This is a genomic window from Azonexus hydrophilus, from assembly GCF_001956855.1.
In the GTDB taxonomy this organism is placed as follows: Bacteria; Pseudomonadota; Gammaproteobacteria; order Burkholderiales; family Rhodocyclaceae; genus Azonexus; species Azonexus hydrophilus_A.
In genome coordinates, this window is sequence record NZ_MTHD01000001.1 from 682,450 (window position 1) to 702,817 (window position 20,368).

Below are 20,368 nucleotides of genomic sequence, written 5' to 3' on the forward strand. Positions count from 1 at the left end.
ATGTGGCACAAACCCCAACTGCTCAACGCGCTGGCGGACCTGCTGATGCTGGTTGCCGCCGCTGCCCTGCTGGCCGCTGGTGCGGTCTGGCTGGTGCGCGTGCCGTCGTTGCCGGTGCAGCAGGTGGTGTTCGTCGAGCCGCTGGCGCATACCCGGCGCGGCGAGGTCGAGCAGGTGTTGCCGTCGGCCTTGCGCGGGAATTTCTTCAGCCTGGATCTGGAGGCGGTGCGTCTGGCGCTCGAGCAATTGCCCTGGGTGCGCAAGGTGAAGGTGCGGCGCGTCTGGCCGGCGCGTCTGGAAATCGCGGTCGAGGAACATCGGCCGGTCGCGCGTTGGGGCGAGGGTTACGCGGAGATGGTCAACAGTCATGGCGAGGTTTTTGCCGCCCTGCTGCCGGAAGCCGAAATGGCGCAGTTGCCTTTGCTGGCTGGGCCGAGCGGGACGGCGCGGGAAGTGCTGGAGCGGCATGTCGAATTTACCGAAGCGTTTGCTGCCGTGGGCGAGCGGCCGGTGCAGGTTTCGCTGTCGCCGCGACTGGCCTGGCAACTGAAACTGGACAACGGGATGCGCGTGGAAATCGGGCGCGAGCATCCAAAGTCGCCGGTTGTCGATCGGCTGCAACGTTTCGTGGATGTGTATCCGTCGATGGTGGCGAATTTGCCGGTGCGACCGGCGGTAGTGGATTTGAGATATCCGAATGGTTTCGCGATGAAGGTCGCGGGCGAGGGGAAGGGAAAGTAAGACTATGAGCAGGGACAACAAGGAACTGATCGTTGGCCTGGACATCGGCACATCGAAGATCGTCGCGCTGGTGGCGGATCTCGACAACGAAGGCCGGATGAGCGTCATCGGCATGGGCTCGCAGGATTCGCGCGGCCTGAAGAAGGGCGTCGTGGTCAATATCGAGGAGACGGTGCACACGATCAGCCGCGTCATCCAGGAAGTTGAACTGATGGCCGACTGCAAGGTGAGCAACGTCTATACCGGGATTGCCGGCAGCCATATCAAGAGCTTCAACTCGAACGGCATGGTCGCGATCAAGGACAAGGAAGTGACTTCCGCCGACGTCGACCGCGTCATTGAAACGGCACGGGCAATGCCGATTCCGGCCGAGCAGGAAATCCTGCACATCCTCACCCAGGAGTTCGTCATCGACGGCCAGGACGGTATCCGCGAGCCGATCGGCATGAGCGGCATGCGCCTGGAAGTGAAGACGCACATCGTCACCGGTGCCGTCTCTGCCGCGCAGAACATCGTCAAGTGCGTGCGCCGCTGCGGCCTGGAAGTGAACGACCTGGTGCTGCAGCCGCTGGCCTCGAGCTATGCGGTGCTGTCCGAGGACGAGAAGGATCTCGGTGTCTGCCTGATCGACATCGGTGGCGGTACCACCGACATCGCCGTGTGGACGCAGGGGGCGATCCGTCATACCTCGGTGATTCCGATTGCCGGCGATCAGATCACCAACGACATCGCGATGGCGTTGCGCACGCCGACGCGCGAAGCCGAAGACATCAAGTGCAAGTCGGGCTGCGCCTTGTCACAACTGGCCGACGTTGCCGAAAATCTTGATGTTGCCGGGGTCGACGACCGGCCGAGCCGGAAATTGAGCCGGCGCGCGCTGGCCGACGTGATCCAGCCGCGGGTCGAGGAACTCTATGAGTTGATCCAGCACGAACTGCGCCGCGCCGGCTTCGAGGAAGTCCTGTCGTCAGGCATCGTCCTGACCGGCGGTGCCAGCGTCATGCCGGGCATGGTCGAGCTGGGTGAGGAAATCTTCCACATGCCGGTTCGTCTCGGCAATCCGAAGTACGAAGGCAGCCTGTCCGACGTTGTCCAGAACCCGCGCTTCTCGACCGCCTACGGGCTGTTGCTGGAAGCCCAGGCACAACGCAAGCGGGGGCAGAAAATTCAGGAGAAGCAGGGCATCAAGGATGTCTTCTCCAGCATGAAGCAATGGTTTTCCAAGAATTTTTGATTTGTTTTTAACGGTTTTTTCAGAGGAGAGGTCGTCATGTTTGAAATCATCGAGAAGGAAGAAGAACTCGGTACCATCATCAAGGTATTCGGGGTCGGGGGTGCCGGCGGCAATGCCATCGAGCACATGATTCGCGAAGGTGTGAATGGCGTCGAGTTCATCGCCGCCAATACCGATGCGCAGGCGCTGGCGCGCAATGCCGCGTCGAGCAAGCTGTCGCTCGGCAAGACCGGGCTGGGTGCCGGGGCCAAGCCGGAAGCCGGCAAGATGGCCGCCGATGCTCACCGTGACGAGATCCGTGCCGCGCTGGAAGGTTCGCACATGGCCTTCATCACCGCCGGCATGGGTGGTGGTACGGGTACTGGTGCAGCGCCGGTGGTCGCCGAGATCGCCCGCGAAATGGGCATCCTGACCGTCGGCGTGGTGACCAAGCCGTTCAGCTTCGAAGGCGGCAAGCGCATGAAATCGGCCGAAGCCGGCATTGCCGAGTTCTCCAAGCATGTCGATTCGCTGATCGTCATCCTCAATGACAAGCTGATGGAAGTCATGGGCGACGACGCCGATGTCGACGACTGCTTCAAGGCGGCCGACGACGTGCTGAAGAACGCGGTCGGCGGCATCGCCGAAATCATTACCTACCCGGGCCTGGTCAACGTCGACTTCGAAGACGTGCGCACGGTCATGGGCGAGATGGGGCGCGCGATGATGGGCTCCGCCGCCGCTGCCGGCGTCGACCGGGCGCGCATCGCTGCCGAGCAGGCAGTCGCCTCGCCTCTGCTCGAGGGCGTGAACCTGTCCGGCGCGCGCGGCGTGCTGGTCAACATCACCGCCGCCAAGGGCAACCTGAAGATGAAGGAAGTCAACGAAGTGATGAACACCGTCAAGGCGTTTGCTGCCGACGACGCGCACATCATCTTCGGTGCCGTGTACGACGAACTGATGGGCGATGCGCTGCGCGTCACCGTTGTCGCCACCGGCCTCGGCCAGGCGGCTGCCCGTCGTCAGACCTTCGAAGTGATCAATACCCCGATGGTCGAGGCAGTTGCTACCGGAACCCACGATGCCGTGGCATTCTCCAGCGGCCCGTCGATCGACTACAACCAGATTGCCGATGTGCCGGCCGTCGTGCGCAAGCGCAACGTTACCGTCGAGGCGCTGGCCAACAGCGGGGTCGATCGTTACGACATTCCGGCCTTCCTGAGAAAACAGGCGGACTGATACGTAAGAAAAAATCTCTCTGAAAAAGGGTGGCGGCGCATTGTGTTAAAATGCGCCGCCTTCCCCAATCATTCAACAACTTAAAATAAAAATGCTCAAGCAACGCACGCTGAAGACCGTGATCAATGCCTCAGGCGTCGGTCTGCACGGTGGCGTCAAGGTCAACCTGACCTTGCGGCCGGCCGCACCGGATACCGGTATCGTCTTCCGTCGCGTGGATTTGCCAGAGCCTGTCGACATTCCCGCGCAGGCGGTATTGATCGGCGACACCCGCATGTGCTCCTGTCTGGAGCGTGACGGGGTCAAGGTTGGCACCATCGAACACCTGATGTCCGCCCTCTGTGGCCTGGGCATCGACAACGCCTGGATCGATCTCGACGCACCGGAAGTCCCCATTCTCGACGGTTCCGCTGCGCCTTTCGTCTTCCTGATCCAGTCGGCCGGCATCGAAGAACAGAATGCCGCCAAGAAATTCATCCGCGTTACCCGCCCGATCGAGGTCACGGATGGCGACAAGTGGGCCCGTTTCGAGCCCTACGAAGGCTATCGCCTCAGCTTCTCCATCGTTTTCAATCACCCGGCCATCGACAAGTCGGCGCAGCGCGCGGAAATCGACTTTGCCGAGCAGTCCTACGTTCGCGAAGTATCGCGGGCGCGCACCTTCGGGTTCATGCAGGAAGTCGAATACCTGCGTGAAAACGGGCTGGCGCTGGGTGGTGGCCTGGAGAACGCGATCGTCCTCGACGAATTCCGTGTTCTCAATCAGGATGGATTGCGCTACGGCGACGAGTTCGTCAAGCACAAGATCCTTGATGCTGTTGGCGATCTCTACCTGCTTGGTCATCCGTTGCTTGCCGCCTATTCGTCGCACAAGGGCGGGCATGCGCTGAACAACCAGTTGGCCCGTGCGCTGCTCCTGCAGCAGGATGCGTGGGAGCTGGTCAGTTTTGCCGAGTCGGCCAGCGCCCCGCAGGGCGTGACCCGCTGGCTGGCTCAGGCCGCCTGATCCGGCCATGTGGCTGCTGCGCCTGCTTGCAGCCATTCTCGTCATCGCGATTGGCGTTGGCCTGCTGCTCTACGTTTTTACCGGGCGGCGGGAATATCTGTCCTTCAGCTGGCGTCTTTTCCGTTACGGCATCGTTTTCGCACTGCTGGTCTTTGCGCTGATGTTCATCGAGCGTCTGGCCATCATTCCGATCTAGCGGCGCGCCGCAACAATGTGTCCAGCGCAGCGCGCAGTGGGCCTTTTGGCAGTTTGTCCACGGTCGACCGCAACATTCCCGCTGCTTTGTCCGAAATCGGCTTGATCGTGGAACTCATTGATCGGGAAGGAATTTGTCGAGGTTGTACTTTTACCTCGATCTCGTTACACTCGACCCCCTCACAAGATAACTCGTCACAAAGTCGCCGGTTCATCTGGCGGAGTTTCGCGGCGACCGCGCCATTGTCGGCGTGGATAACGATTTTTCCCGACTTGTAGTTGGCGACATGCGCCGCATGGCGTAATGCACCGGGAGCAACTGCCTCGAAACGGTTGGTCAGCTTCATCAGAAGTCGCGCGTGGGCCATTACCCGGCCGGCAGCGGCATCGGCGTCGAGGTATTGCTCTGGCGCTTTGTACATAGGAGGATCCGTGCAGATTATTGTTGTTTCACGCCATCTCAAATCGGCGCGCACGATTACCATTATGCCTCGCCACGTCCTCGGGGCGGTGGCCGTTTTTTTCGCCCTGGTGTTCCTGACCTCAGCCTTTTTCTCGATGATGTCGCTGCATTTTCGGCTGCCTATCGTGGAAAACATCCTGCTCTCCATCCAGCAGCAGGAAACCCGAAAGACGCGCGACTACATCACCAACAACCTGAATCTGATGGCCTCGCGTCTGGGCGAATTGCAGGGGCGCCTGTTGCAACTGGACTCGCTGGGCGACCGGGTTTCCAATCTGGCGGGTATCAAGCAGAAGCCCGCTGAAGGTGAAGCCAAGCCGGGGCAGGGCGGTCCCTACATTCCCGCGCCGATGTCGGCAACCGAGTTGCAGCAGGAGATCGAGCGCTTGGCCGCCGCCGTTGACCGTCGGGCCGATGATCTCGCCTTCATGGAATTCAAGCTGCTGGAGAAACGCGTCGAGGAGCGTCTGATGCCAACGACGCTGCCGGTCAAGAATGCCGTCTTCGGTTCCGGATTCGGTTATCGCAACGACCCATTTGCCGGTCTGCGCTCCCGCCACGATGGCCTGGATTTCTCGGCACCGACCGGCACGCCGGTGGTTGCGGCGGCCGACGGCGTTGTGCTGACGGCTTCCTGGCATCCGGAGTTCGGCAACATGATTGACATCGATCACGGCGATGGTTTGCAGTCGCGCTATGCGCACCTTTCCCAACTGGATGTCGCCGAGTCGAAAATCGTCCGGCGCGGCGAGAAAATCGGTGCGGTCGGCAGCACCGGCAGGTCCACCGGGCCGCATCTGCACTTCGAGGTGCGCATGTTTGGCGTGCCGCAAAATCCGGCGGCCTTCCTCAAGCGGGGCGAGGACTTCGCCGGTCTGCAACGGCGCTGATATTCGCTGTCGTCCAGTGCGGAGGCTGCGCCTCCGCCACGTGGACCGGGCGTGCTAGAATCCCGGCTCCTTTGCTCTCGTCTGCGCAAAACCTTATTCCATCGCGATGATATCCGGCCTACTCAAAAAGATTTTCGGCAGCCGCAACGATCGGCTGATCAAGCAGTATTCCCTGACCGTCAAGCGCATCAATGCGCTGGAGCCGCAAATCGCGGCACTTTCCGACGAGCAGCTCAAGGCCAGGACCGAGGAATTCAGGCAGCGCCACGCTGATGGCCAAACCCTCGACGATCTTCTGCCCGAGGCTTTCGCCGTCGTTCGCGAGGCGAGCAAGCGGGTGCTCGGCATGCGTCACTTCGACGTCCAGCTGATCGGTGGCATGGTGCTGCACTACGGCAAGATTGCCGAAATGCGTACCGGTGAAGGCAAGACGCTGGTCGCCACGCTGCCCTCCTACCTGAACGCGATTTCCGGCAAGGGCGTGCATGTCATCACGGTCAACGACTACCTGGCCCGCCGCGACGCGGAATGGATGGGGCGTCTGCATCGCTTCCTCGGGCTCACCGTCGGCATCAATCTGTCGCAGATGGATCACGAGGCCAAGCAGGCCGCCTATGCTGCCGATATCACCTACGGCACGAACAACGAATTCGGTTTCGACTATCTGCGCGACAACATGGTCTATGCGGCCAACCAGCGGGTCCAGCGCAACCTGAATTACGCGATTGTCGATGAAGTGGATTCGATCCTGATCGACGAGGCGCGCACACCGCTGATCATTTCCGGTCAGGCCGACGATCACACCGACCTCTACCTGCGCATGAAGGACGTCGTGCCGCAACTGACGCGGGCGATGGAGGAAAAGGGCGAGGGCGACTACTGGGTCGACGAGAAGGGGCATCAGGTTCATCTGGCCGAATCCGGTTATGAACGCGCCGAAACCTTGCTCGCCGAAGCCGGACTGCTGGCCGAAGGCAGCAGCCTCTACGACGCTGCCAACATCACGCTGATGCATCACCTGAACGCCGCGCTGCGGGCGTTGACGCTGTTCAACAAGGATCAGCATTACGTCGTGCAGAACGGCGAGATCATCATCGTTGACGAATTCACCGGTCGCCTGATGGCCGGTCGCCGCTGGTCGGACGGCCTGCACCAGGCTGTCGAGGCCAAGGAAGGCGTGCAGATCCAGGCCGAGAACCAGACGCTGGCTTCGATCACCTTCCAGAATTATTTCCGCATGTACGGCAAGTTGTCCGGCATGACCGGTACGGCCGACACCGAAGCCTACGAGTTCCAGCAGATCTACGGCCTGGAAACCGTGGTCATCCCGACCAACCGGCCAATGACCCGCAAGGACATGAACGACCTGGTCTACAAGACCATGGACGAAAAGAACGCCGCCATCGTCGCCGACATCCGCGATTGCGCCAAGCGCAATCAGCCGGTACTGGTCGGCACGACCTCGATCGAATCGTCGGAGTTGCTGTCGGCGCTGCTCGACAAGGAAAAACTGCCGCACCAGGTGCTCAACGCCAAGCAGCATGCCCGTGAGGCGGAAATCGTCACCCAGGCCGGTCGCCCGGGGATGATCACGATTGCCACCAACATGGCCGGTCGCGGTACCGACATCGTGCTTGGCGGCAACATCGAGAAGCTGCTCGACGCCGTGCGTGACGATGAAACCCTGCCGCAGGCCGAGCGCGACGCCAAGGTCGTCGCGATGAAGGCCGACTGGCAGCAGGTGCACGAGCAGGTGCTGGCCGCTGGCGGTCTGCACATCATCGGTTCCGAGCGCCACGAATCCCGCCGGATCGACAACCAGTTGCGCGGCCGTGCCGGGCGTCAGGGTGATGCCGGCTCCTCGCGCTTCTATCTGTGCCTCGATGATCCGCTGCTGCGCATCTTCGCCGGCGAGCGCCTGCGCGCCATCATGGACAAGCTGAAGATGCCGGAAGGCGAGGCGATCGAGCATCCGCTCGTCACCCGCTCGCTGGAATCGGCGCAGCGCAAGGTCGAAGCCCGCAACTTCGATATCCGCAAGCAGTTGCTCGAGTACGACGACGTCTCGAACGACCAGCGCAAGGTCATCTATCAGCAGCGCAACGAGTTGCTGGAAACTGACGACATCTCCGAAACAATCACGGCCATGCGCCACGGCGTCATTACCGACACCTTCCGCCTCTATGTGCCGCAGGATTCGGTCGAGGAGCAGTGGGACATGGAAGGCCTGGAACGGGCGCTGGCTGCCGATCTGCAGATTGCCGCACCGGTCGCCCAGTGGTTCAAGGATGAGCCGACGCTGGCTGACGAGGAAATTCTGGCGCGCATCATCCAGGGCGCCGACGAGGCCTACCAGGCCAAGGTCGATCTGGTCGGCAACGAGACCTTCCACCAGTTCGAACGCAACGTCATGCTGCAGAGCCTGGATACGCACTGGCGCGAGCACCTGTCGGCGCTCGATCACCTGCGCCAGGGGATTCACCTGCGCGGCTATGCGCAGAAGAACCCGAAGCAGGAATACAAGCGCGAGGCGTTCGAACTTTTCGAAACCCTGCTCGACCAGGTGCGTCGCGACGTTACCCGCGTTGTCTTCACCGTGCAGATCCGTTCGCCGGAAGACGTCGAGGAAACCGTGCCGCATGCCGATGTCAGCAACGTCAAGTACCAGCATGCCGGTTACGACGAGGCGCTCGCGGACGAAAACGACGATCCGCAGCAACCGGCGCACAACGGGCCGAAGGTCGGGCGCAACGATCCCTGCCCCTGCGGCTCCGGCAAGAAATACAAACACTGTCACGGCAAGCTTTCCTGATTTCTCGATAACCCCTCGATCCAAGGCACCCTGCGCGGTGCCTTGATGCTGTTGGAGCCTCATCCATGCCTGTCAATTACGCTACCCCGACTGCCGATCAACTGTTTCCGGTCGCCGGTGTCCGCCTTGGTGTCGCCGAGGCCGAAATCCGCAAGAAGAACCGTCGCGACCTGACGCTGGTCGCGCTCGATGCAGGCTGCACCGTCGCCGGCGTGTTTACCCAGAACCGCTTCTGCGCCGCACCGGTGCAGTTGTGCCGCAAGCATCTCGCGTCCGGCCAGGAAATCCGCGCGCTGGTCATCAACACCGGCATCGCCAACGCCGGTACCGGCGAGCCCGGTCGTCAGGCAGCGCAGCAGACCTGCGTCGCCGTCGGCGAACTGCTTGGTGTTGCACCGGAACAGGTGTTGCCGTTCTCGACCGGCGTGATTCTGGAATTGTTGCCGGTCGACCGCATCAAGGCCGGCCTGCCGGCGGTCTTTGCCGATCTGAAGGCGGACAACTGGCACGCTGCCGCGCACGGCATCATGACCACCGATACCGTCGCCAAGGCTGCATCGCGCGTTGTTGCGGTCAACGGCAAAAAAATCACGATTTCCGGTGTCTCCAAGGGTGCCGGCATGATCAAGCCGAACATGGCGACGATGCTTGGTTTCCTCGCCACCGACGCCGGCATCGCCCAGCCGCTGCTCGACAAACTGGTCAAGGAAGCCGCTGACGCGTCGTTCAACTGCATTACCGTCGATGGCGATACCTCGACCAACGATTCCTTCGTGATGATCGCCTCAGGCCAGTCGGGCGCCAGCTTCGCCGCTGACACCGACGCCGGCTGGGCGGAAGTGAAGGCGGCGATCATCGCCGTTTCGGTCGAGCTGGCGCAGGCCATCGTCCGCGACGGCGAGGGTGCGACCAAGTTCATCACCGTCGCCGTGCAGGGCGGCAAGTCGATCGAGGAGTGCCGCCAGGTCGGCTACGCCATCGGTCATTCGCCGCTGGTCAAAACCGCCTTCTTCGCTTCCGACCCCAACCTCGGCCGCATCCTCGCTGCCGTTGGTTATGCCGGCATCAGCGATCTCGACGTCGATGGCGTCAAGGTGTGGCTGGATGATGTGCTGGTTGCCGAAAACGGCGGCCGTGCCGCGTCGTACAAGGAAGAAGACGGCGCCCGCGTGATGGCGCAGGCCGAGATCACCGTGCGTGTCGACCTCGGTCGCGGCGCTGCCGCAGCGAATGTCTATACCTGCGATTTCTCGTACGATTACGTCAAGATCAACGCCGACTACCGGTCGTAAGCGATGCGCGACATCCACCGCGACCTGACCCGGAACACCCTGGCGATCTTCTTCATCGTCGGTCTGGCGGGGCTGTCGCTGTGGGTGCTGCGGCCCTTCATGGCGGCGGGCGTGTGGGCGGCGATGATCGTCGTCGCCACCTGGCCGCTCTTCCTGTCGCTGGAGGCCCGTCTCGGTGGCCGGCGTCTGCCGGCGATCGCGCTGATGACGCTGGGCATGCTCCTGTTGCTGGTGTTGCCGTTGTGGCTGGCAATCGACACCATTTCCGGCAACGCCGACGCGTTGACCGCAGCAGCCGATTACCTCATTGCCAACGGGTTGCCGCCGCTGCCGGCGTGGATCAGTGGCTTGCCGCTGATCGGCGGCACACTGGCGGGTCTGTGGGCGCAACTGGCGGCTGGCGGTACCGATGGCATCATCGCCCAGGTCACGCCTTATGCGGCCGATACCGGGAAGTGGGTGCTTGCTCAGGTCGGCGGCCTTGGCGGCATGCTGGTGCAGTTCCTGTTGATCGTCACCATCGCCGCCATCATGTATTCCGGTGGCGAGCCGGCGGCGCGTCTGATGCGCCGCTTCGGCCGCCGGTTGGCCGGTATCCGTGGCGAGAATTCAGTCATCCTGGCCGGCCAGGCGATTCGCGGTGTGGCCTTGGGAGTTGGCGTCACCGCGTTGGTGCAGACGGTGCTTGGCGGCCTCGGCCTGGTCGTCGCCGGCGTGCCCTTTGCCGCGCTGCTGTCGGCTGTGATGCTGATGCTGTGCATCGCCCAGATCGGTCCGGTGCTGGTGTTGCTGCCAGCTGCCGGCTGGCTGTTCTGGATGGGCGATACCGGCTGGGCGATTTTCCTCGTCGTCTGGAGTGTCATCGTCGGCAGCCTCGACAACTTCCTGCGGCCGATGCTCATTCGCCGCGGCGCCGATCTGCCGCTGCTGCTGATCTTTGCCGGCGTCATCGGCGGCATGCTCGGCTTCGGTCTGGTCGGCATCTTCGTCGGGCCGGTGGTGCTGGCCATTACCTGGACGCTGCTGCAGGCCTGGATCGCCGATGCACTCGGCGACGACATCGACTCAGCGCCGGCTCAGCCGGATGTGCCGGAACCAGCCGCCGGCGAGAGCCGCCCGGTCGTCGACCAGATGCAAGCCGGGAGTGTCATCGAGCAGGTCCTCGAAAACCACGTCGAGCCGGGTGGCGATACGCCGCACCAGCGGATTGAGCAGACGCCGTAACGGCGCCCGCTGATCGCGGCGCAGGAACTTGTCGAGAATCAGCGCCTGACCGCCGGGCTTCAGTACGCGGGCGATTTCCATCAGGCACAGCGCCGGTTGCGGCACGACGGCCAGGATCAGGTGGGCGACGACGCCGTCGAAACTGGCATCGGCAAAAGGCAGGCGATGCACGTCACCCTGCAGCGGAACGAAATCCAGATGGCCGGCGCGCGGCAGGGCCCGGCGCAGCATGGCACCGGTCAGATCGATGCCGACGTAGTGATGCTGCCCCGGCAGGTGCGGCAGATCCAGTCCGGTGCCGACGCCGGCGAGCATGATGCGCCCCGGTTTGTCGGGAAGCTGCAGCAGGCTGTGCCGGCGAATGCCGCGGGTGGCGCGGTCGACCGCAAGATCGTAGAACGGCGCGATCAGGCGGTAGCTCTGCTTCAGTCCCATCAGTGCAGCGAGCGCGGAATGGCCAGAACGAACTCCGGGATTTCGGCCGAAAAGTGCGTGCCATCCTCGGCGACCATCTGGTAGGCGCCTTTCATTGTTCCGACCGGTGTCGTCAGCGACGAGCCGCTGGTGTATTCGAAACGTTCGCCCGGCTGCAACAGGGGTTGCTGGCCAACGACGCCGAGACCGCGGACTTCCTGCACGGTGTTGTGCGCATCGGTGATGATCCAGTGGCGGGAAACCAGTTGCGCCGCCACGCTGCCGACGTTGCGGATGCTGATCGTGTAGGCGAAGACGTAGCGGTTTTCGTCCGGGTCGGACTGTTCGGGGATGAATTGCGGGGTCGGGATGATTTCGATCTGGTACTTGTCGGGGTCGGTCATGGGATAATTTCGTCTCTTTTTTCAGGGATACATCATGTCAGCCAGGGATTTCGTCATTGCGCCGAGCATTCTGTCCGCCAATTTCGCCAAGCTGGGCGAAGAAGTGGCCAACGTCATCGCCGCCGGCGCCGACTGGATTCACTTCGACGTCATGGACAACCATTATGTTCCCAACCTGACCATCGGGCCACTGGTCTGCGAAGCGATCCGGCCCTGCACCGACGCCCCGATCGACGTGCATCTGATGGTCAAGCCGGTTGACCGCATTGTCCCGGACTTTGCCAAGGCCGGTGCCAACATCATCACCTTTCACCCGGAAGCTTCAGAACATGTCGACCGGACCCTGTCGCTGATTCGCGATGCCGGCTGCCAGGCTGGTCTCGTCTTCAATCCCGGAACCCCGCTCGACTATCTCGATTACGTCATGGACAAGATCGACGTGGTGCTGCTGATGAGCGTCAATCCCGGTTTTGGCGGACAGAAGTTCATTCCTGGCACACTGGCCAAGGCGCGTGCCGCCCGAGCCAGGCTTGACGCCTACGCGCAGGAAACCGGCCGGCGCATCCGCCTGGAGATCGATGGTGGGGTCAACACCGCCAACATCGCCGAAATCGCCCGCGCCGGCGTCGATGCCTTCGTTGCCGGTTCGGCCGTCTACGGTGCCGGCAAGGACAGCGATGCCCATCGCTACGATTCGATCATCGGCGCCCTGCGCGGTGAACTGGCGAAAGTCTGAGGCCGCTCCGGGTGGACAGCGACAAAGCGCATGCGCTAGACTGCGCTTCGTCTGCCGCGTCTGTCACCTTGTTCGGCTGACCCCTTCTTCAGACCTCCTGACCAAATGACTGCATTGCATAACTGGAACATCGAGCCGCGTTGGCGCCCCTGGCGTCCGTAACCACTCGTCCGTCTGGCGCCATCTGCTGGCGCACCCAGTTTGCAGCATCCCTGTCATTCGTCACACCCGAGGCTTCCCATGACTGAAACCGAATTCAACGCGCTCGCGGCGCAAGGCTACAACCGTATTCCCGTCACGCTGGAAACGTTTGCCGATCTCGATACGCCGCTGTCAATCTACCTCAAACTGGCCAACGGGCCGTTCACCTACCTGCTCGAATCGGTGCAGGGCGGCGAACGCTTCGGCCGCTATTCCATCATTGGCCTGGCCGCACCGACGCGCATCGTCGTCAGTGGCCACGAAGTGCTAGTACTGACCGGCAACCGCATCGCCGAACGCGAGCACGACGCCAATCCGCTCGATTTTATCGACAGCTACATGAAGCGCTTCCGGGCGCCCGAGGCGGCCGGCCTGCCGCGTTTCCTCGGTGGTCTGGTCGGTTGCTTCGGCTATGACACGATCCGCTACATCGAGACGAAGCTGACGCGCACCCAGCGCCCGGACGAAATTGGCACGCCTGACATCCAGTTGCTGCTGTCCGAGGAAATCGCCGTCGTCGACAACCTGTCCGGCAAGCTGACGCTGATCGTCTATGCCGAACCCGGTTTTCCCGGCGCCTATCAAAAGGCACGTGCCCGCCTCAAGGAATTGCTGGGCAAGCTGCGCCTGCCGGTGAGCATTCCGACGGAGGCGCCGGCGCGTTCGGAACCGGCGGTTTCGGTGTTCGGCGAAGCGGCATTCAAGCAGGCGGTGAAAAAAGCCAAGGACTACATCACCGAGGGCGATGTCATGCAGGTCGTGCTGTCGCAGCGGATGACCAAGCCCTTCCACGCCAGCCCGCTGTCCCTGTACCGGACGCTGCGCAGCCTGAATCCGTCGCCCTACATGTTCTATTTTGATTTCGAGGACTATCAGGTTGTCGGCGCCTCGCCGGAAATCCTGGTGCGTCTCGAAGGTGACCGCGTCACCGTCCGCCCGATCGCCGGCACGCGCAAGCGTGGCGCCTCGCCGGAAGAGGATGCGGCGCTGGCCGAGGAACTGCTGGCCGACGAAAAGGAAAGGGCCGAGCACACCCAGTTGCTTGATCTCGGTCGCAACGACTGCGGCCGGGTGGCGAAGATCGGCAGCGTCAAGCTCACCGAGAACATGCTGATCGAGCGCTATTCGCACGTGATGCACATTGTTTCCAATGTCGAAGGCCGGCTGGAAAAGGGGCTTGATGCGGTCGACGTGCTGAAAGCAACATTTCCTGCCGGTACCGTCTCCGGTGCGCCCAAGGTGCGGGCGATGGAAATCATCGACGAACTGGAGCCGGTCAAGCGCGGCATCTACGCCGGTTCGGTCGGCTACCTCGGCTTCAACGGCGACATGGACCTGGCCATCGCCATCCGTACCGCCGTGCTCAAGGCTGGCAAGCTGTACGTGCAGGCCGGTGCGGGCATCGTCGCCGATTCCAATCCCGAATCCGAATGGCAGGAAACGCTGAACAAGGCGCGTGCCGTGCTGCGTGCCGCCGAGCTGGCCGAGCAGGGCCTGGATACCCGGATCGACTGAGGAAGACGCCATGTTATTGATGATCGACAACTACGACAGCTTCACTTACAACCTGGTCCAGTATTTCGGTGAGCTTGGCCAGGATGTGAAAGTCTTCCGCAACGACGCCATCACGCTGGCCGAGATTGCCCGCCTGAAGCCTGATTATCTGGTGATTTCCCCGGGGCCGTGCGCACCGGCGCAGGCCGGCGTGTCGCTGGCGGCGATCAAGGAGTTTTCCGGCAAGATTCCGTTGCTCGGCGTCTGCCTCGGCCACCAGTCCATCGGCGAAGCCTTCGGCGGGCGCATCGTGCACGCCAAGACCCTGATGCACGGCAAGGTTTCTCCGGTCCACCACAAAAACGAGGGTGTTTTCCGTAACCTGCCGAATCCGCTGACCTGTACCCGCTACCATTCGCTGGCCATCGAGCGGGCAACGCTGCCAGATTGCCTGGACATCACTGCCTGGACCGAGGACGGCGAGATCATGGGGGTGCGCCACAAGACGCTGGCCGTCGAAGGCGTCCAGTTCCACCCGGAATCGATCCTGACTGAGCGTGGTCACGACCTGTTGAAGAATTTCCTCGAGGAGCACCAGCAATGACCCCGCAAGCCGCCCTCCAGCGTGTCATCGAGCATCGCGAAATCTTCCACGACGAAATGGTTTCGCTGATGCGCCAGATCATGAGCGGCGAAGTCTCGCCGGTGATGATCGCCGCCATCGTCACTGGCCTGCGCGTCAAGAAGGAAAGCATCGGCGAGATAGCCGCCGCCGCCAGCGTCATGCGCGAGCTGGCGACGCCGGTCAAGGTGCCCTACGACCGTCACTTCGTTGATATCGTCGGCACCGGCGGCGATGCCGCGCACAGCTTCAATATTTCCACCACCTCGATCTTTGTTGCCGCCGCTGCCGGCGCCAAGGTGGCCAAGCACGGCGGGCGCAGCGTGTCATCGAGTTCGGGTAGTGCCGATGTGCTCGAAGCGCTCGGCGCCAACATCAACCTGTCGCCGGAAAAGGTCGCCGCCTGCATCGAGCAATGCGGCATCGGCTTCATGTTCGCGCCCAACCACCACAGCGCGATGAAGCACGTCGCACCAGTGCGCCGCGAAATGGGTGTGCGCACCCTGTTCAATATCCTCGGTCCGCTGACCAACCCGGCCGCCGCGCCGAACACGCTGATGGGCGTTTTTCACCCTGACCTGGTCGGCATCCAGGTGCGCGTCATGCAGCGCCTCGGTGCAGAGCGCGTGCTGGTCGTGCACGGCAAGGACAATCTCGACGAAATCTCGCTCGGCGCTGCGACCCTGGTCGGCGAGCTGAAAGATGGTCAGGTCCGTGAATACGAAGTGCATCCGGAGGATTTCGGCCTGCAGATGATGTCGCTGCGCAATTTGCGCGTCGACGGCGCCGAGGAATCGAAGGCAGTGATGCTCTCCGCGCTCGACAACCAGCCGGGCGCCGCCCGCGAGATCGTCTGTCTGAATGCCGGCGCCTCGCTCTACGTGGCCAACGTGGCCGACAGCATCGGCGACGGTATTGCCAAGGCGCGCGAAGCGATCGCTAGCGGCGCAGCACGGGCGAAACTGGCGCAGTTCGTCGAATGCACGAAGCGTTTGGGGGCGGCATGAGCGACATCCTCAACAAGATCATCGCCACCAAGCGCGAAGAAATCGCCGCCGCCCTCGTCGGTCGGCCGCTGGCTGTCGTCGAGGCTGATGCCGCCGCACAACCGGCGGCGCGTGACTTTGTCGGCGCCATCCGGCAGAAGATCGCTTGCGGTCAACCGGCGGTCATTGCCGAAATCAAGAAGGCCAGCCCGTCCAAGGGCGTCATCCGGGAAGACTTTCGCCCGGCCGACATCGCCCGCAGCTACGCCGAGCATGGCGCCGCCTGCCTGTCGGTGCTGACCGATCGCCAGTATTTCCAGGGCGCCCCGGAATATCTGCAGGCTGCCCGTGCTGCCTGCAACTTGCCGGTGCTGCGCAAGGACTTCATCGTCGATCGTTACCAGGTTGCCGAAGCCCGCGCGATGGGCGCCGACGCCATCCTGCTGATTGCCGCTGCGCTGACGCTGGCGGAGATGCAGGAACTGGAACGCCAGGCCATGGAATATGGGATGGCCGTGCTGGTCGAAGTACACAACGGCGAGGAGCTGACCGCCGCGCTGCAGTTGCAAACCCCGCTGCTGGGGATCAACAACCGCAACCTGCGCACCTTCGACGTGACGTTGGACACGACGCTGGGCCTCCTCGAGCGCATTCCGGCCGGGCGTGTCGTCATCACCGAGAGCGGCATCCTCAAGTCCGAAGACGTTACATTGATGCGCGGCCACGATGTTCATGCCTTTCTCGTCGGCGAAGCATTCATGCGCGCAAACGAGCCGGGTGAAGAGTTGGCAAGGCTTTTCGCCTGATCGCTGTTGCATGGATGCAACAAAGCTTCACATTGTGTAGACCTGTCCGGGATTAAGCCTTGCCCTGTGCGGATCGCCCTTGCACAATGCCCTTCAACTTCTCGATCCGAGAGGTAAAGCTTAACCGGCCCGAAAGGCTGGTTAAAAACTAACCACTAAGGAGATTTTCTGATGCAAAAGAAGATTATTGCCCTGGCCATCGCTGGTCTGGCTTCTACCGCAGCTTTCGCACAAACCAACGTTACCGTTTACGGCATCGTTGACATGGGTTACATCAATGCCAAGGCCAACAACGCTGGCACCAGCAAGCAGTCCTTCTCCGGCATCCAGTCTGGCAACCAGATGGGTTCGCGCGTCGGTTTCCGTGGCACGGAAGATCTGGGCAACGGCCTGAAGGCTCTGTTCACCCTGGAATACGGCCTGAACGCTGATGTCGGCGCTGGCAGCTGGACCGGTACCGCACGTCAGTCCTTCCTCGGCCTGACCGGTAACTTCGGTACCGCCGTTGCTGGTCGTCTGCAGAACCCGGGCTACAACTTCGCTTCCAAGTACGACGTTCTGGGTGCTGCTGTTTGGTCGCCGGTTGGTCAGCTGTCTGACAATGCTGGTCTGTCGATCTCCGCCCGTGACGGCCTGGGTCGTCTGGACAACGCCGTTGCCTACATCTCGCCGAGCTTCTCGGGTCTGACCATCATCGCCGCTCACGCTTTCGGCGAACAAGTCAAGAACAACCCGATTCGTGGTGCTGACACCGACCCGCAAGCTGTCTGGGCTCTGGCTGCTGAATACACCCTGGGTGACCTGAATGTTGGCGCTGTTTACCACAAGCTGAACGACATCGGTGGTACCGACTCCGCTCAAGCTGAGCACGATCGTGCTGAATACGCTCTCGGCGCTTCCTACGACTTCAAGGTTGTCAAGCTGTCTGCCCTGTATCAGCGCGCTTCCGATGACAACGTCGGCAACGTTCGCAGCGACGACGACTCCACCAAGCTGTGGCAAGTTGGCGTTGGCGTGCCGGTCGGCGCCAAGGGTATGGTCGAAGTTGCTTACGGTCGTTACAAGAACGATCGTGACAACGGCCGTGCCGACCTGGATGCAAAGGCATGGGGTGTTAACTACGAGCACAGCCTGTCGCCGCGTACCGTTGCTTACGTCGGTTACGGTCGTCTGAACAACGGTTCGAACACCGCCTTCACCAACCTGAACACCGGTGCTCTGACCTCCAACGGCAAGAACGCTGCTCAATTCGGTCTTGGCATGCGTCACTCCTTCTAATCTAGCCTCGCTAGTTTAGAAAGCCTGAAACGGTCACTCTTCGGAGTGGCCGTTTTCTATTGGGGGGGCTTGATGGCTTCCCTCAGGAAAGGGCAATAAAAAACCACGCTGATGCGTGGTTTTTTTTTGCCGGATTTGTTTCAGCCCAGTATCAGGTTGTCCCGATGGATCATTTCCGGCTCCTCGATGTAACCGAGGATGCCTTCGATATCGGTGGTCGCCCTGCGGGCGATCAGGCGGGCTTCGCCGCTGCCGTAGTTGCACAGGCCGCGGGCGATTTCATGGCCGTCCGGGGTCATGCAGGCGACGGCGGCGCCGCGTTCGAACTCGCCTTCAATGGCGGTGACGCCGATGGGCAGCAGGCTTTTTCCCGATTTCAGGGCGTTGACCGCACCATTGTCGAGGATCAGGCGGCCGGCCAGTTGCAGGTGATCGGCCAGCCATTGCTTGCGCGCTGCCAGCGCCGGGGTTTGCGAGACGAGCAGCGTGCCGATGGCTTCACCGCCAGCCAGGCGCAGGATGGGGTCGGCTTCGTGGCCGCTGGCGATGACGGTGTCGGCGCCACTGCGGGCGGCGCGTTTGGCGGCGATGATCTTGGTGATCATGCCGCCGGTGCCGACGCGGCTACCGGCGCCACCAGCCATGGCTTCAAGTGCGGGATCGCCGGCCGTGGCCTGGTGGATCAGCGTGGCGGTCGGGTCCTTGCGCGGGTCGGCGGTGTATAGGCCTTGCTGGTCGGTCAGGATGATCAGGGCGTCGGCTTCGATCAGATTGGCGACCAGAGCGCCGAGGGTGTCGTTGTCGCCGAACTTGATCTCGTCGGTGATTACCGTGTCGTTTTCGTTGATGATCGGAACGACGCCAAGGGCGAGCAGCGTATTGAGCGTCGAGCGGGCGTTCAGGTAGCGCTTGCGGTCGGCCAGATCGTCGTGGGTCAGCAGGATCTGCGCGGTGTGCAGGCCGTGCTTGCTGAACGCGGCTTCATAGACTTCGACCAGCCCGGCCTGGCCGACGGCGGCGGCGGCCTGTTTTTCGTGCACGTTCTTCGGTCGGCGACCCCAGCCCAGGCGCTGGACGCCGCAGGCGACGGCGCCGGAAGAGACGAGGATGATTTCCCGGTTCTGTGCGCGCAACAGGGCGATCTGGCGGGCCCAGCCGGCGATGGCTGCCAGATCCAGGCCGTTGCCGTTGTTGGTGACGAGTGCCGAGCCGACCTTGACGACGAGGCGCTTGGCGGTGGCGAGGCGGGTTCGGCTCATTATTCCTCGGTGGGGCTGGCGTTGTCCGTGGCGTCTTCGTCGTCGCTGATTTCCGGGCGGGCCATCTGCTCCAGGGCTTCGTGGATCGCGTAGATCAGCGGCTTGGTGCCTTCGCCGGTGATGGCGGTGATCGGGAAGACCGGGCCGTCGTACTTGGTCGCCTTCTTGTAGGCCTTGAGGAAGTCCTTGATGGCTTTTTCGCGGTCTTCTTCCGGGATCAGGTCGAGCTTGTTGAGGACCAGCCAGCGCGGCTTGTCGGCCAGTGCAGGGTCGTGCTTGATCAGTTCGCCGACGATGGCCTTGGCGTCCTTGACCGGATTGGAGTCCGGGTCGATCGGTGCGATGTCGACGAGGTGCAGCAGGATGCGCGTGCGCTGCAGGTGCTTGAGGAAACGGATGCCGAGGCCGGCGCCGTCGGCGGCGCCCTCGATCAGGCCCGGGACGTCGGCCATGACGAAGCTCTTCTCGGCATCGACGCGGACCACGCCGAGATTCGGGTGCAGCGTCGTGAAAGGATAATCGGCGACCTTCGGCCGGGCGGCCGAGATGGCGCGGATCAGCGTGCTCTTGCCGGCATTGGGCAGGCCGAGCAGGCCGACGTCGGCGAGTACGCGCAGTTCCAGCGTCAGTTCGAATTCTTCGCCCTGGTCGCCCTTGGTGCACTGGCGTGGTGCGCGATTGGTCGACGACTTGAAATGGGTGTTGCCGAGGCCGCCCTTGCCGCCCCTGGCCAGCAGCACTTTTTTATCGTGCACGTCGAGGTCGGCGAGGATTTCGCCGGTGTTGAGGTCGCTGATGACGGTGCCGACCGGCATGCGCAGGATGATGTCGTCACCACCCTTGCCGTAGCAGTCGGCGCTGCCGCCGTTCTCGCCGCGCTGGCCGAGGAATTTGCGGGTGTAGCGATAGTCGACCAGGGTGTTGATGTTGCGGTCGGCAACCACATAGACGCTGCCGCCCTTGCCGCCGTCGCCACCGTTGGGGCCGCCCATCGGGATGTATTTCTCGCGGCGGAAAGTGGCGATGCCGTTGCCGCCGTCGCCGGCTTTAACGTAGATCTTTGCTTCGTCGATGAACTTCATTTTTTCCGCCT

General features: G+C 62.4%; 19 protein-coding genes and 1 pseudogene. 15 read left to right on the forward strand and 5 right to left on the reverse strand.

The window, feature by feature from the left end; genetic code table 11:
* The 5 genes from BJN45_RS03310 (at position 1) to BJN45_RS03330 (ending at position 4,395) form a co-directional block, all read left to right on the forward strand.
* On the forward strand, positions 1 to 741 hold the full coding sequence (locus tag BJN45_RS03310; protein ID WP_076092007.1) for a cell division protein FtsQ/DivIB: 741 nt from the start codon (positions 1 to 3) through the stop codon (positions 739 to 741).
* A gap of 4 nt (positions 742 to 745) precedes the next feature.
* Positions 746 to 1,975, forward strand: a complete 1,230-nt coding sequence (gene ftsA / locus BJN45_RS03315; protein ID WP_076092009.1) for a cell division protein FtsA — start codon at positions 746 to 748, stop codon at positions 1,973 to 1,975.
* Between the two features lie 36 nt (positions 1,976 to 2,011).
* Positions 2,012 to 3,193, forward strand: a complete 1,182-nt coding sequence (gene ftsZ, locus BJN45_RS03320; RefSeq protein WP_076092012.1) for a cell division protein FtsZ — start codon at positions 2,012 to 2,014, stop codon at positions 3,191 to 3,193.
* 91 nt (positions 3,194 to 3,284) lie between these two features.
* Positions 3,285 to 4,199 carry a UDP-3-O-acyl-N-acetylglucosamine deacetylase gene (lpxC, locus tag BJN45_RS03325; RefSeq protein WP_076092014.1) on the forward strand — a complete coding sequence of 305 codons (915 nt, stop codon included), beginning with the start codon at positions 3,285 to 3,287 and terminating at the stop codon, positions 4,197 to 4,199.
* Between the two features lie 7 nt (positions 4,200 to 4,206).
* Positions 4,207 to 4,395 (forward strand): hypothetical protein, encoded by a 189-nt coding sequence (locus tag BJN45_RS03330; protein ID WP_076092016.1) that lies wholly within the window; start codon positions 4,207 to 4,209, stop codon positions 4,393 to 4,395.
* Here BJN45_RS03330 and BJN45_RS03335 read toward each other — a convergent pair.
* Entirely contained in the window at positions 4,382 to 4,816 is a 435-nt protein-coding gene (locus BJN45_RS03335; RefSeq protein WP_076092018.1) for a DciA family protein, read from the reverse strand. The two genes, BJN45_RS03330 and BJN45_RS03335, sit on opposite strands and share 14 nt — an antisense overlap.
* Before the next feature lie 64 nt (positions 4,817 to 4,880).
* Here BJN45_RS03335 and BJN45_RS03340 point away from each other — a divergent pair, with 64 nt between their 5' ends.
* The 4 genes and pseudogenes from BJN45_RS03340 to ydiK all read left to right on the forward strand — a co-directional run.
* A complete protein-coding gene (locus BJN45_RS03340; RefSeq protein WP_083650758.1) occupies positions 4,881 to 5,747 on the forward strand; it encodes a M23 family metallopeptidase in 867 nt (288 codons plus the stop codon).
* 106 nt (positions 5,748 to 5,853) lie between these two features.
* The gene (secA, locus tag BJN45_RS03345; protein WP_076092022.1) at positions 5,854 to 8,559 is read left to right on the forward strand and encodes a preprotein translocase subunit SecA; all 2,706 of its coding nucleotides are present in this window, start codon (positions 5,854 to 5,856) and stop codon (positions 8,557 to 8,559) included.
* Positions 8,560 to 8,624: 65 nt separating this feature from the next.
* A complete protein-coding gene (gene argJ, locus BJN45_RS03350; RefSeq protein WP_076092023.1) occupies positions 8,625 to 9,851 on the forward strand; it encodes a bifunctional glutamate N-acetyltransferase/amino-acid acetyltransferase ArgJ in 1,227 nt (408 codons plus the stop codon).
* A 3-nt stretch (positions 9,852 to 9,854) separates the two neighbouring features.
* Positions 9,855 to 10,886 (forward strand): annotated as a pseudogene (ydiK, locus tag BJN45_RS03355) (AI-2E family transporter YdiK); the annotation flags it as partial.
* 30 nt (positions 10,887 to 10,916) lie between these two features.
* Here the strand turns inward: ydiK and BJN45_RS03360 are convergent.
* Together BJN45_RS03360 and apaG are read right to left on the reverse strand one after the other, a co-directional pair.
* Entirely contained in the window at positions 10,917 to 11,510 is a 594-nt protein-coding gene (locus BJN45_RS03360) for a class I SAM-dependent methyltransferase (RefSeq protein WP_076092025.1), read from the reverse strand.
* Positions 11,510 to 11,893, reverse strand: a complete 384-nt coding sequence (gene apaG, locus BJN45_RS03365) for a Co2+/Mg2+ efflux protein ApaG (protein ID WP_076092027.1) — start codon at positions 11,891 to 11,893, stop codon at positions 11,510 to 11,512. Before apaG ends, BJN45_RS03360 begins: the two co-directional genes overlap by 1 nt.
* 34 nt (positions 11,894 to 11,927) lie before the next feature.
* On the opposite strand from apaG, the gene rpe reads away from it, so the two are divergent.
* The 6 genes from rpe to BJN45_RS03395 all read left to right on the forward strand — a co-directional run bounded on the left by rpe (position 11,928) and on the right by BJN45_RS03395 (position 18,016).
* Entirely contained in the window at positions 11,928 to 12,629 is a 702-nt protein-coding gene (rpe, locus tag BJN45_RS03370) for a ribulose-phosphate 3-epimerase (protein WP_076092029.1), read from the forward strand.
* A gap of 240 nt (positions 12,630 to 12,869) precedes the next feature.
* Positions 12,870 to 14,345 carry an anthranilate synthase component I gene (gene trpE, locus BJN45_RS03375; RefSeq protein ID WP_076092031.1) on the forward strand — a complete coding sequence of 492 codons (1,476 nt, stop codon included), beginning with the start codon at positions 12,870 to 12,872 and terminating at the stop codon, positions 14,343 to 14,345.
* 10 nt (positions 14,346 to 14,355) lie between these two features.
* Entirely contained in the window at positions 14,356 to 14,928 is a 573-nt protein-coding gene (locus BJN45_RS03380) for an aminodeoxychorismate/anthranilate synthase component II (protein ID WP_076092033.1), read from the forward strand.
* On the forward strand, positions 14,925 to 15,953 hold the full coding sequence (gene trpD, locus BJN45_RS03385; RefSeq protein ID WP_076092035.1) for an anthranilate phosphoribosyltransferase: 1,029 nt from the start codon (positions 14,925 to 14,927) through the stop codon (positions 15,951 to 15,953). The genes BJN45_RS03380 and trpD overlap by 4 nt, the downstream gene beginning before the upstream one ends.
* Positions 15,950 to 16,738: an indole-3-glycerol phosphate synthase TrpC gene (gene trpC, locus BJN45_RS03390; RefSeq protein ID WP_076092037.1), complete on the forward strand. Its 789-nt coding sequence runs from the start codon at positions 15,950 to 15,952 to the stop codon at positions 16,736 to 16,738. Before trpD ends, trpC begins: the two co-directional genes overlap by 4 nt.
* 171 nt (positions 16,739 to 16,909) lie before the next feature.
* Entirely contained in the window at positions 16,910 to 18,016 is a 1,107-nt protein-coding gene (locus BJN45_RS03395; RefSeq protein ID WP_076092039.1) for a porin, read from the forward strand.
* A 140-nt stretch (positions 18,017 to 18,156) separates the two neighbouring features.
* On the opposite strand, the gene proB is transcribed toward BJN45_RS03395, so the two are convergent.
* Both proB and cgtA read right to left on the reverse strand, forming a co-directional pair.
* On the reverse strand, positions 18,157 to 19,275 hold the full coding sequence (gene proB, locus BJN45_RS03400; protein WP_076092041.1) for a glutamate 5-kinase: 1,119 nt from the start codon (positions 19,273 to 19,275) through the stop codon (positions 18,157 to 18,159).
* Positions 19,275 to 20,357, reverse strand: coding sequence for an Obg family GTPase CgtA (cgtA, locus tag BJN45_RS03405; protein ID WP_076092043.1), 1,083 nt, complete (start codon positions 20,355 to 20,357; stop codon positions 19,275 to 19,277). The genes proB and cgtA overlap by 1 nt, the downstream gene beginning before the upstream one ends.
* Between the last annotated feature and the right edge of the window lie 11 nt (positions 20,358 to 20,368).